The sequence below is a fragment of the Enterococcus sp. DIV0756 genome (assembly GCF_051710745.1).
GTDB lineage: Bacteria > Bacillota > Bacilli > Lactobacillales > Enterococcaceae > Enterococcus_A.
This window is the reverse complement of the sequence record NZ_JBIOLF010000002.1, coordinates 1,021,306-1,034,409: the sequence shown is the minus strand read 5'-3', so window position 1 is coordinate 1,034,409 and position 13,104 is coordinate 1,021,306. Positions and strand designations below refer to the sequence as shown.

Here is a 13,104-nt window from a genome sequence, read left to right as displayed (position 1 = left end):
TCGAAATACCTTTTCTTATTATCGTTGGTATACGATTCTACTCACGTATTAAACATACGAAGTAGAACTCGCAACCAACAGCCTTAAGATGATGCAATCATCGGTCGAAGCCGAGTATAGCCAATATTTATTTCCTCTGGCGAAAGCACAGCAGATGACTGGTAGAATGATCTTGCAGCTAGCAAGACATCAATCGTCGCCAGATCATGAACAACATGGGTCTGCGCGCACAGTTGCAAATACTCTCCCTGCGCGGTTTCATCCGCCACCTCACTTGTATAAGCGACTGACGTCAGCCATGGAAAACGAATCGAAGGATATCGATGCTGGGGATCTGCCGCAAAGCTAATCCAATAATTGATCATTTCCTTATAGTACTCCGCAGGAAATAACTTAGGCAGCCATTTATGGGCATAAAGTTCAAATTGCCTTGCCCACTCTTCGTTCCACTTTTTCATTTCTGGAACATCCCCGATAGCCTCTGCAATGGCGTCTTCAATTTTTTTATTTAAGACGATGTTGGAACGGTAGTCCTCATTCGTCGGCACCCAAAAATAACCATATAATAACGAGCGAGGCAGCCAGAAGCCTTTATAGGATGGGGAAGTGTATCCAGAAAACGGCTGCTCCCATTCATGGGTAGGAACACCATGATTGTCCACCATGACATCTGGGACAAATCGCTCATACAATCGTGTCATTCCTAACGCTTCGGTATGCTGTGTTTCCAAGTTGAAGTATTCGTAATAAAACTCCTTACCCACCCCGTTAAAGCGTGCCACATGAAGTTTCCACTCGGGGGTTATTTTTTGTAACTCATAATGAATGGCGGCACCATCGACATTTTCTAATGGAACAATTACTAGGTTCAGATGTTCGGCAACATCCTGATACTTGGGCTTCGTCAACAATTCCTTCAGCAGCAGGAAAGCCCCATTCGTCCCGGAAACCTCGTTAGCATGATGCCGTGCATTGATTATTTCTGACGGATAATTGGTCAGTCGTTTCGTTCTTGAAAGATAACCCGAACCAGCAGCTTTTGGTAAGAGTTCAATCGCATATATTTCCCTTCCCAAATAAGAAGTCGCAATCTTATATACAGAAAGCTGCGGTACTCGCTTCAACTGTTGAATAATTGATAGATACTCCTCATAACCAATAACCTGATCAGGCAATAAATCAATCTGATCAATCGTCAAATTCTTGACTGTCTCAGGCGCTTTTTCAGGTACCTTTGCAGCAAAATATTTTCCCTCGACATGAAAGACTAGCTGATGGTATAAACTAAAATCAAAATCCTGACCCACTAAGCCTTGTTCAAAGAGCTTAGCATAGGACGCTACCACTTCTGCAGAAACCCCATCAATATGAATGGTTGCCGTTAATTCCTGATCTTCATAACTGATTGACTGTAAAAAGCAAGCCATCTCTTTACGTTTCACCGGATGAGAAATCCTTTGCCCATCCACGATAATTTGAGCTTCTTTCTTTGCTTGCTCAAAAAGCGTTACCTTAAATTGAGGCTTGCCCGTTTTCTGTTGAATGACGGGTAAGATTAATCCAGGTTCTTCAAACATCTCGTCAGAGACTTCCATTCCGTAATTTTTGAAGTAATCGGCTCCAGCAAAATAAAGATCCTCATGCAGTGCATCTAGACTCGATAAAAGGTCATTGCGACTTTCTAAGCGCTCATCAGGTTCACTAGCCGCTACTTCAAGTTGTAGTTGTGCAAAAAATGGCTGCTGCAACTTCGTTGGTTTGCCCTTTGCTTGTTTTTCGATCCAAGAACGACAATTGGGTAGTACCTCTTCCTGATAAAGTGTCCAAATGTTCTCCATATCTGTCGCAATTCGCTCCGTTAAAACAGACGCTCCATTGATGTTCACTTGAAGTCTGCCAGTTGGCGGATGAACTTTTCCCATACCTGGGTAAGCAGACAAATATGGGCGTTCCGAATAGCTCGCTTGATAGGTCCAGCGCTTCTGCTCTGTCTCTGTTTCTACTATTAACTCGTAGGTCAGCTCTTCCGCCCCAGAATAGGTCGCAAACGTCACCTGGTCAGAAGACAAATTGAGGTCTCTCATCAGCCTATCTTGAATGGGGTAAAGCTCTTGCAGATAACGAATCGGCAAGTCATTCCATTTTTCTGGATCATGACTGTCTACGTTGTGATAGCTTGGCGTTGCACCTGATTCTTCCGTCCATTCCGTCACACCTTCTGGCAGGAAAGGCTTGAAAGCTATCGTAACATTCTCAATTTTCTGACTTTTCAGTTTAGGTAGGATGATGTCATTGATCCAGGAATACCCTTGCTTATGGGCGCAGACCAGCTCCACCGAGCCATCCGCTTTTCGAGTCTTTAATTCCTCACGGATTCTTTGCTGAAGCTTTTCTCGGACTTGTTGATTCTCGCTTAAAACACCTGTAATTTCCACGTGATCTCCGGGACGAATTTTAGGGTAAATCGTTGATAGCAACGCCAAAAATTCATCCACTTCCCAAGGTAAATCGTAGGACTTTTCATAGCTTTCGACCATAGAACGGTGATTAATAAACGTTGTTTCAGGAAAGGCCTGTGCGATTTCTTCTTGTCGCTGTGTCATTTCCGGCGATGCGTAGACAAGCGTTTCTTTAGCTGGCAGACTGGCGGCATACGCCAATTGACCATCTAGCTTTTTCATTAAAAATCCATCCGTTAATTGTTGAAGGTAGCTGGTCCACGTTTCGAAAGCAGAAAGCTTTGGAAACTGTTCACAGAGGATTGTAGAGAATGCCTCTAGCTCTGCTCCAGTTCCTTCTATAATAATACGTTCATCTTGCTTGAAAAGTTGGCAGCTTGGCGCGTCTCGTAAGGAAATCGCCGGACCGCTCTCATAGTGTTCAGCAAGCAGCCAATCAGTTATCCCAGTGGTTTCCATGCCCAATCGGAATGCAAGGTTGCAGGCTGCCACCATCAGCGACGCACTGCATTTTTCAGGTAAAATCATCTTAACTGCTAGTTCATCAGGTAAAAAATCATGATTTCGATCTTGCAAATATGGCCCCGTACTAAACAATTTCTCTAGGCCCGTCACATCGCGCCATTCAAAATCAATCACCTTCTCAGCATAACGACTCGCCGCTTGATACGCCTCTGGCGGTCCTTCTTTCGTCATCTGCTGTTTGAGCAGCTTCATTAACTCCTGCTCAGTTGGAACAGGTCTTCCCGTTTTCGTACTAGCAATCGGAAAAGTTGTATGTTCACACATAAATCCTAAAATCAATGCTGCTTGAATGGTCTCTCGTTGCTGCAAAAAAGAGTGTTGACCTTCTACTTTTAGCACATCCGTTCCTCCCTACTACAGTTTTTTAAACAATGTCCCAATCTCACGTCCCGCCAATATATCAAACAAAACCTGCGGATCTTTGCCGTTTGCTAAGACCATTGAAATATTGGCCGTCAAAGCGCCGGTAGCTGTTTTAAGCTTACTGCGAATACCTCCGCGACTCAATTCTCCTAAGTGAGGATCAGAAGCGTCAAATAAACGCTGGTCAATTTGACTTAAATGTTGAATCATTTGGGCTTTTTCATTCACGAGTGGATTTTCCGAATACAACCCGTTCACATCCGTCAGCATAATCAATAAATCCGCAGCCACCGCTTCAGCGATCAATAAGGATAGTTCATCGTTGTCTTCAAATTTGGTTTTATGCTCCCCTGTATCAATCGTCACTGCGTCATTTTCATTTATAATGGGTAAAATTCCGCGATTCAGCAACTCCTGAAGTGTTTGCTCGAAAGCCTGACGATTTTCTGAAATGGTCAAGATATCTCTACTTAGTAATAGCTGTCCGATTTTTTGATTGTGCTTCTTAAACGCGGATTCGTATAAAGCAGTCAGAATCCCTTGTCCCACGGCTGCCGCTGCATATTTGGAAACATTTCCTAGCTGGATAGTTCCCGCGCCAACAGCTCCTGAAGAAACTAAAACAATCTTCTTGCCCGAGCGCATTAACTGGGTCAATACATCTGCTAATTTTTCGATCGCCGATTCAATTATTCCTGTCTCCGGCGACACTAATAAGCTTGTGCCCACCTTTATAACTATGATATCCGCTTTTTTTATTTCTTCTCTCATCAATTACACCTTATTTATAAAAAACAGACGATTACACTATATAAAACAGCAACCGACCATTACAATTCTTTTATTTTACGCTAATCATATCACAAAGATATACGTATGAAAATATTTTATTTTTTATCTTTAGCTCCTTTTACGCTAATAATCCTTTCATGAAGAGGTTTATCTTAAGAAATTTGAAAAATTGACTAGTTTTTACAAAAACACACAGTTATATTATAACAATCATTATTTTTCTCGAAATTTAAAATTAGATCAATTAAATATCATTTCGTTGATCAATAAATAATAATACCATCGACCTATTGAGTCAATATTCGCTAAACTTATGAAATTTTCTTATTCAATTCAACCAAAAAAGCCACTCTTTTCAATCTAAGAGTGGCTTCAGAAAAACTTGTAGCTTTGGGACTTATTTTGACATGAATAAGACAATTCTTTTCCTTAGCGTGAAGCTGCGCTAAAATCGTTGATTTCGTTTCTTTATCTCGATATATACAAGCGGTATGACTGAAATGCCTATGATAAGCAACCAGTGATAAAAATGGAGCGTCTGCAATCCCAGAATGGCGGCAGTTTGTGGAATAAGAACAAGCTGCACAAGCGTTAATGCACCTAAACAAGTGGTCCAAAACAGCAATTTATTCCCAGTAAAGCCTAATTTGAAAATTGACTCTGAACTCCTACAGTTATACATATGAACAATTGTCGTTAATCCTAAAACCATAAATGTCATGGTATTTGATAAACCAAGACTCGGCTGTACCTGTTGAATCGTAAATGTATGGCCCATATAAATCGTAATCAGAGTCAGTACCGTAAAAACTAGCGAAATCTCAATTATTTTTTTCAACAATCCATTGTCAAAAATACTGGCTTGTCGATCAACGGGCTGTTGATACATGACATTTTTTTCCGCAGGTTCCACTGATAAACTAAATCCCGGAATTCCATCTGCCACTACTTTAATAAGAAGAAGCTGGATTGCGGTTACCGGTGCACCAAGCCCCAGCAATAAAGAGATCAGGACAATGGTTAACGCGGAAATATTACAGCCTAGCATCGCATATAAGGATTTTCGGATGTTGGCGTAGACACGTCTTCCTTCTTTTACTGCGTCGATGATTGTCGCAAAATTATCATCTAACAACACCATGTCAGAAGCTTCCTTCGCAACTTCTGTGCCTCCGCCCATCGCAATTCCTACGTCAGCAGCCTTCAAGGCTGGTGCATCGTTTACTCCGTCACCGGTCATTGCTACAGTTTCGCCATTGGCTTGCAATGCTTTGACGATTCGAATTTTATCCTCAGGAGTCGTTCTTGCAAACACACGGTACTGATGAATGTCGTTTGAAAGCTCTTGATCGGATAATTTTCCTAATTCAAAGCCCGTCATCGCTTTGGTTCCATCCTCTAAAATACCAACATTTTCAGCGATTCGCTTCGCCGTCAACAAATGATCACCAGTAATCATGATCGGACGAATCCCTGCCTTCTTAGCGGTTTCCACCGCTTGATAGCTTTCCTTTCGAGCAGGATCAATAATTCCGATAAACCCTTCAAAATCCAGATCATTTTCTAAAAATTCACTTGTAACCTGTTGAGGAAAATACGCATATTCCTTCATGGCTACCCCTAACACACGATACGCCTGACTGGCTAACTCATCATGCTGCTTCTGATAGTTTGCGTGGGGTTCATTAAGCGCTAATCGATCAAAGGCACCTTTTGTGACAGAAAAATAGCTGTCTGCTTTTTTATACAATACCGTCATTTTTTTCCGTTTAGAATCAAAGGGCAGCTCTTCAATCCGCTCATATTGGCCCAATTTCTGCCGCAAACCCTCTTTTCCAAACTGTGCTTCAGCTGCTTTTTTGATCGCTTGTTCGGTCGGGTTTCCATGTTCTCCCTGTTCCTCCGCTAAATGACTAGCCAAATAAAAATGCAGAAGCACATCCGCTTCCGTTTGCGAATCCTCTTTATTCACAGAGACGATTTTTTCGACGGTCATTTTATTTTCCGTAATCGTTCCTGTTTTATCTGAGCAAATAACGGAGACATTTCCGATGGTTTCAACAGCTGCCGGTGTTCGAACGATGGTGTTTTTCTTCGCCATATTTCTAATCCCAAATGATAAAGAAATCGTAACAACTACAGGCAACACTTCAGGAATCGCCGCCACAGCCATGGAAATAGCCGTCATGATGGAAGTCTCAATCGAGTAGCCTCTGATGAGTCCAATGAGCACTGCTAAAAAGCCCGCGCCAATCGCTACGACTCCTAAAATTTTTCCTAGCTTTTGCATTCTGATTTGCAAAGGTGCTTGCATGGGTGCTTCCTCACTCAACAAGTCAGAAATTTTTCCGATTTCAGTTTGTAATCCGGTGGCTTCTACGATCGCTTCCGCGCGTCCGTTGACCACTAGCGAACCAGAAAACACTTTATTTTTCTGATCCCCAATTGAATCCGCTGGCATTGGTTGATAGTCCGGGTCCTTTTCACTGGGTTCACTTTCTCCAGTCAAAAAGGACTCATCAATTAATAGATTTTTACACGTTAATAATGTCGCATCCGCAGAGATACGGTCCCCTAGTTCCAACACCAAATGATCCCCTGGCACGACTTCTGTACTCTTTATACTTTTCAGTTGTCCCTCTCGGAAGACCTTCGTTTCAGGAATGCTGAAGTTCTTCAGCTCGTCCATTGATTTCTCTGCTTTCTTTTGCTGGCGAATCGATAGGTAAATATTCAACAGCACGATACCAAAAATAACTAGTGGTTCCGAGAAATTATCAGGATGATTTTTCCATGCTACATAACTAGAAAGAACCGTAGCAATTAATAGAATGATAATTGTAATGTCCTTCAACGACGAGAATAAATAATCGATGAAATGCTTGCTTTGGCGTTGTTCGATGGTATTTTCACCGTATTGTTCAAGCCGTTCGGCCGCCTCCTGTTGGGTAAGTCCCTTCTGTAATGTGTTCTTTTTTTCTGTCCATTTCTTTTGCATGCCTAAACCCTCCTAAACAAAAAAAGTCAGTCAAACTAACCATTAAAGCCTACGGTTAGTTTGGCTGACTTTTTAACATACTATTCCGGCGAACAGTATCTAAGTCTTTTATTTGAATTGCTCCTATCATTTCACATTGCTAAAAATAAATCAAGGATAAACTATCTCAAGAGCTTCTTGACAGAATTAAAAAGGACCCAGCAACTGTTTCTCTAGAACTTATAACAAAAGAACTTTCTTATAGTAAAGGGTATCTTACGCGGCACATAAAAAAACAAACGAGCAAAACTATTTCACAGCTTATTACCGATGAGAAATTAATACTCGCAGAAAAATATCTCTCAGAAACCTCAAAAACAATCTCTAAGATTTCAGAGATTGTTAATTATCAAAGTGAAAGCCATTTTTATCGCCTGTTTAAAAAAATTCCAACTAACACCTAAACAATATCGACTTTTGATAAAATAACAAATTATCATTTTGAAACAAGTACTTCAACGAACTAGTTATTCGGTTCACTTACAAAAAAGTGGGGCAACCACATTATGATGTATCTGATCAGGATTTTGTCTTCGTAATCGTTAGCGAAATTATTTAGTGTTTTTTTTCGTTGGTTCCTTTTTTATACTGAAGCCCTCTATTCACATCTTGTTTTATTGTTTATAAAGAATGAGTTCTGTAGCCTTCAAAGATACTAAGAATACTTCGTAATAGCAGGATAGAAACTCCTCTCAATAGATATTCATTAACAAAAATCCGAACAACTAAACGTATCCCATAGCTGTTCGGATTTATTCTTTAAAAGAAAGTTTAATTTCATTAAAAGTCTGTGATTAGTTACACCATCTATTTTTACTCTTCAACATATTTTGGCTCAGTAGTACCTCTTTTTCGTCTTATTTCTAATTCTTGGATAACTACAGACTCATTTTTTTCGAATTTGAAATAGCTGATCATTATTAACGCTCCTACTACAAAGAAAATCGCTGGTAAATAAGAAAAGCCAAATTTTATTGCTCCGAGCGCTGCATTTGTTTGAGTTTGATTAGCAACATAACCGAAATGCTGCATTAACTTTAACGGAATGAAATCACCGAATCCAGTTCCAACCTGTAACCCAACCGCACTTCCAACTGCCGTCAGAAAACCACTTGCTCGAATCCCCGTCTTATATTCACCGTAATCAACAGTATCAGAAAGCATTGCAAAGGGCATAGATACAGCTATCCCGGTACCAATACTTGTTACTACCCACATAGCTGCGAGTAGTGGAAAATTGTTTCCTGACACTCCTAACATAATTTGACCGACCGCAGCAGTAAGTAGCCCGACCATCATTGTTTGTGTTTTAGAAAAACGTTTAACCAGAAAAGGAATACAAATTACACCGATCATTTGTGTTAAAACCAAACCATTTAATACAGAGACGTAATTCTCATTATTCAAGTTATAGCGAGCATAATAAATCAATGATGAGGTTCTAGTGGAATTTCCTAACCAATAACACATACTGCCTAAAACGATGATTACCCATGGCCAGTTTCCTTTTAGTGCTTTGAAACTTTTACGAACAGGCAAACTTTTACCAGCCGTTTCAGAATTGATTTCCTTCGTATTTTTGAAAGCATAGAAAAACATGGCAATCGAGACAATGGCATAAATTGCTACGGTAAAGAAGAAACCGTTTTGTCGGTTACCTCCACCTAAAACTGAGACTAAAGTTAAAGTAAATGTCGCTGTTATAAAATATCCAACATTTCCACCAATCATGCGAAAAGAATTGAGTTTTGTACGCTCCAATGAATCATTGCTTAAATTTGGAAGTATCGCAGTAATCGGTGTTGAAATACCCGTATATAGAATACTCGTTGTTAAATAAGTAAAAATAGCATAGGCTGCCTTTGCTGTTCCATTTAAATTAGGAGTAAAGAAAGTCAATGCCATAAAGATACCAAAAGGAATTGCCAAACGAGCAAACCACGGACGGGCTTTCCCATATTTTGATTTTGTTTTATCTATCGCTAATCCCCATAATGGTACTGTTGCTGTATTAATGATTCGAACCACTAAAGCAATTGTTGCTGCCGTTCCAATTGAAAGCCCAAAAACATCAGTATGAAAAAAATTAATAAAACTAGTCAACGTACAATAAAGCAAATTTCCAGCAGCATCCGTTCCAGCATAGGCTAAACGATTGTTTAAGCTCAAACTCTTTTTCTTTGTTGCCGTTATTTCATTAGCACTTGTGTTCTCCATGATATTCTCTCCTTAATTTAGTATCAGTGATCCTTGTATTTGTTTCGATAATGTTGAGGAGAGAGTCCTTCTAGTTTTTTAAAGCGATTGGAAAAATAAATTTCTGAATTGAAACCCACGAGCATCGAAATTTCCTGAATATCTAAATCTGAACGTAGCAAATACTGTTTGGCTCGTTCTAAACGAATTTCAGCTAGAATTTCTAACGGTGTTTTTCCAAATGTCTTTTTCATCGCTTTGGAAATGTAATTACTGTGAAGATGGAATTGCTCTTCCAGCAGCCGATTCGTGACCACTTTCTCATAATTATTTTCCAAGAATAATTGCACCTGCTCTGCAAGTACAGTCAATCGGTCCCGATGAATCCCTTGATTTTCAATAAACCTTAAAAAACGTAAAAAGAGCTCTTCTGTCTGCCAAATATCATGCTGTTCCCCAGAATCCGCAACGGTACTATCAAGTATTGTTTGGATCAGTTCAAACAATACTTCAGGTTCTTTGATCGTTGCCTGCTTCTGTAAATGTAGGGTATAAGACCGTTGATGATAATGGAGCTCAGGTATAGGCAGATCTGAGATAAACCGACTTGGACGAGTACTTTGTTTCCATTGCGCCGTAGTATAGAAATGCAGCCAATAAAAACCGGTTTCTACCTCAACTGGTTGCCAAGAGTAATGATGCTTGTCAGGGAGAAGAATCAACATTTCATTCTCGCCCACTTCGTAACGCTGCTCATCTTCCGCTAAAAAAAGACAACCTTTTTTTACTATGATCAAATCAAAATAACCTAGCTCTTTGCGATTTGGATGATTCTGACCCGTTTGAAAAACTCGATAATTGCCTTCAATAAAATCGGGAAATGGCGGGATCGAGATTGAAATGATTTCTTCTGGCATCCTTTTTACTCCTTCCTTAACAAACTTATTCGTATTCTATAGATTCATCATCTCTGGCGCTATCAGTTCTTCCCTTTTTAGAAATAACTCTTGCTCAGCGTCTTTAATCGTTCGAATATTTCCATCGCAAATCAAATGGTACTCTTGATTGAACGGCGCGAAACTAACAATACGATAACCGTCCTCAAATTCTTCAAAGCTACCATTGATAACTTGAATGTGATCATCTTTTTGAAAAATGAACGTTTTTTGTCCAAAGTTTTCCATATAAGCAACCAATTCCTCTCCCATATCCCAATCTGGAGTCTGATCTGCATTATCAAACAATCGGCTGAATATCCCGCCATCTTTCCAGAAAGTCGCTTGACCAAATCGGTCTCTGGATAAATCTGGTCGATTCAAATGCGGTCCGGCAACCGCGTAAGTTGAGGCTGCCATCCCTTTTTCCAAAGGTGATGTAGTTGTCGAATGAGTATCATAACAGTAAAGAATTCCCGCAGTTGCTCGATAACTGGCTTCTAAATATTCTGGCTTATTGAGATTTTCATATACTTTGAAGGCAGCTGCCGCAGTCACACCTCCCCACAAAGAGTGAATCATGTAAGTCAATGCTTCCCACCATCGATCCGCATTTTGTGCTCGAAAGTCATTAGAATAGCCGATATTCGCTAATAATAACTCACCATATTTTTCTGCGCTTTCTTTTAGTCCAGCTTCGCTTAACGCACCTGCAGTCGGTCCGAAACCAGCATTATCATAAAAATGTTCTGTTATTGCCGCTTTATAACTTAATGTTTCACTGTCCACGCGAGAAGTCACTCTATTCCAAAGTCTATTAATTGTTTCATATTTTTTCGTTAATCCATGTTCCTTCAATTTTTTCAAAAGATCTTGAATATATAGGAAGTAAACACCCAGCATCTGAGCCTCTTCTTTTCCACGGGCATCTTCATGTAAATCAGGATTTACGCGTAGGTCAAAAACCTCCGCAGCCCAGCTTAAGTAAGTCTCACTAGAATGATGTTGCAAAATTTCATCTTCAAACTCTGAAAGCAAGTAAAAGAGATGCCCAATGTATTCAAAATCCATGCAACGGTAAAAATCACCATACAGCTTTTGAGGTCTTGTAAAATCCCCGTTTACGAACCATTTATTTTTTACATAATAAACAGCACTTTCTTCCACCTTTCGGACCTGCCGAGCATCAAGTTTCCCTAATAAATTTTTCTTGAGTACTAGATTTAGTTTTCCAAGCGACTCCCCTTGATTCGACACAGGTTCAAACGAGTAAGGAGTCGTTCCATTTTCTCCGCTGTATAGCACATCACAGATATAGGCTGCACGCTCCTCAATTACTGTCGCAATATCGTCCATCACATTTAAAACGATGAAATCTTCTGTCCCATCATTCAAAGTGAATATAATTTTGTGTTCACCTAAAAAATCAGGATTGAATGTGATTACTTGCCTTTCCTTACCGTCACTTTGTAGAACTAAAGAACGGTCATGAAGAACATTCTTACAATAGCACTGTGCACTTACTTGACTGATCTCAACTTTCTCTGGCAACTCTACAGTAATTCGGACTGGTTTTCCCAGAATATTTAGTGGTGTATAAGTAATTTTTGGGTGTTGAAGTTCTAGCCCAATACGGTAAAAGTCTTCTTGGTCTTGATTTTCGGCCAACGTGTATATCCACTTCTTTGTTTCATTTGCCTTCATCGTCAAGCCATTTTTGGAATATACCCAATCTCGGTTCTCGAATCCCTTTGGATAACCACCTGCTAAAATTAGTTTGTGAAACAAAAGTCCATCTAGTGAAGGTGAAACATTTTCGAAAAATAGGTTTTCATATACACAATAAGTTCCGACTGAATGGGTTTGCCCTTTCGTTTGATAAATCCCAAGATTACCGCCCTGATTATCCCGACGAACTGCATTGATTTTCGTATAATTGGTGGAAATTGATGGATAAATCGCAGCAGAATGATGAATATTCCGCAAAACATTCTTATCTCGAAACATGACGTAGCTTAAAGCGGCCCAAACACCAAACTCTTCGATTTCCAATGTTTCCTGAGTTTTATTGATCAGTTCTATCTCCCAATTCAAATATTTCTTCAATTCATACTTAATGTTTACGCTTACATTGTTGAAGCAATAGTTTACTAAGATCGTATTTTTTGTTTTCTCTATATCTGGTATCACATCTACACTATGCAACGTTTCACCATTAACAATCAAATCAAATTGTCCAAATAGTTTGTCACTGTCATTATAGCCTACTTCATTTAAATATTTTTCTTCAATTACCCAGTTCATTCGATACGGATCGTTCTTTAGATACAGCTGTGACAAATGTCCATCTTTTGAAACTTCCAGTTGAAATTGTTCATTTTCCAGCATGTCTTGCCTCCTCTTCTTTTTATACCTTTACGATAGCACCCTATGAAAGCGATAACTATTTACGATTTCAACGTAAAGTTAAAAGATTTCACACAAAAATTAGCCATGTCGAACTATCTCAATAATTATTCTCGATTCAAAAAAGCTTAACCATCACACAAGATGATTAAGCTTAACAATAATACAAAATACCTACTTGAAAATTCTTATTCTGAATTATTACTAAAACGACAGGCATTCTATTTCCGGAAAAGCCTGATCAATGCTCATTCAACTATCCTACTAAGTTTCGATCACAGGTTAGATTCACATTCTTTTTGAGTCTCACGATTCAGAGGTGATTAAATACATTTTTGCACTTGTCATCAAAAATTACGGAACTATTCAATGAATTATACAATTTCCCAAG

General features: G+C 39.5%; 7 protein-coding genes. 1 reads left to right on the top strand and 6 read right to left on the bottom strand.

The window, feature by feature from the left end; genetic code table 11:
• Window positions 1–83: 83 nt before the first annotated feature.
• From IGI44_RS21315 to IGI44_RS21305, 3 genes are all read right to left on the bottom strand, one after another.
• Window positions 84–3,323, bottom strand: a complete 3,240-nt coding sequence (locus IGI44_RS21315; RefSeq protein WP_438789920.1) for a M14 family metallopeptidase — start codon at window positions 3,321–3,323, stop codon at window positions 84–86.
• A gap of 15 nt (window positions 3,324–3,338) precedes the next feature.
• Complete coding sequence (proB, locus tag IGI44_RS21310) at window positions 3,339–4,118, bottom strand: glutamate 5-kinase (RefSeq protein WP_438789919.1); 780 nt, start codon at window positions 4,116–4,118, stop codon at window positions 3,339–3,341.
• Window positions 4,119–4,584: 466 nt separating this feature from the next.
• Window positions 4,585–7,137 carry a cation-translocating P-type ATPase gene (locus tag IGI44_RS21305; RefSeq protein ID WP_438789918.1) on the bottom strand — a complete coding sequence of 851 codons (2,553 nt, stop codon included), beginning with the start codon at window positions 7,135–7,137 and terminating at the stop codon, window positions 4,585–4,587.
• Window positions 7,138–7,286: 149 nt separating this feature from the next.
• On the opposite strand from IGI44_RS21305, the gene IGI44_RS21300 reads away from it, so the two are divergent.
• On the top strand, window positions 7,287–7,580 hold the full coding sequence (locus IGI44_RS21300) for a helix-turn-helix domain-containing protein (protein WP_438790307.1): 294 nt from the start codon (window positions 7,287–7,289) through the stop codon (window positions 7,578–7,580).
• A 409-nt stretch (window positions 7,581–7,989) separates the two neighbouring features.
• On the opposite strand, the gene IGI44_RS21295 is transcribed toward IGI44_RS21300, so the two are convergent.
• The 3 genes from IGI44_RS21295 to IGI44_RS21285 are packed head-to-tail and all read right to left on the bottom strand — an operon-like array spanning window position 7,990 to window position 12,695.
• Complete coding sequence (locus tag IGI44_RS21295) at window positions 7,990–9,393, bottom strand: glycoside-pentoside-hexuronide (GPH):cation symporter (RefSeq protein ID WP_438789917.1); 1,404 nt, start codon at window positions 9,391–9,393, stop codon at window positions 7,990–7,992.
• A gap of 23 nt (window positions 9,394–9,416) precedes the next feature.
• Window positions 9,417–10,289 (bottom strand): helix-turn-helix transcriptional regulator, encoded by an 873-nt coding sequence (locus tag IGI44_RS21290; RefSeq protein ID WP_438789916.1) that lies wholly within the window; start codon window positions 10,287–10,289, stop codon window positions 9,417–9,419.
• A gap of 36 nt (window positions 10,290–10,325) precedes the next feature.
• Complete coding sequence (locus IGI44_RS21285; protein ID WP_438789915.1) at window positions 10,326–12,695, bottom strand: hypothetical protein; 2,370 nt, start codon at window positions 12,693–12,695, stop codon at window positions 10,326–10,328.
• Window positions 12,696–13,104: the final 409 nt, after the last annotated feature.

What these genes read in the sequence shown, in the direction of transcription:
- proB (WP_438789919.1), bottom strand. Translation starts at nt 4,118, where the DNA reads ATGAGAGAAGAAATAAAAAAAGCGGATATCATAGTTATAAAGGTGGGC.
- IGI44_RS21305 (WP_438789918.1), bottom strand. Translation starts at nt 7,137, where the DNA reads ATGCAAAAGAAATGGACAGAAAAAAAGAACACATTACAGAAGGGACTT.
- IGI44_RS21295 (WP_438789917.1), bottom strand. Translation starts at nt 9,393, where the DNA reads ATGGAGAACACAAGTGCTAATGAAATAACGGCAACAAAGAAAAAGAGT.
- IGI44_RS21290 (WP_438789916.1), bottom strand. Translation starts at nt 10,289, where the DNA reads ATGCCAGAAGAAATCATTTCAATCTCGATCCCGCCATTTCCCGATTTT.
- IGI44_RS21285 (WP_438789915.1), bottom strand. Translation starts at nt 12,695, where the DNA reads ATGCTGGAAAATGAACAATTTCAACTGGAAGTTTCAAAAGATGGACAT.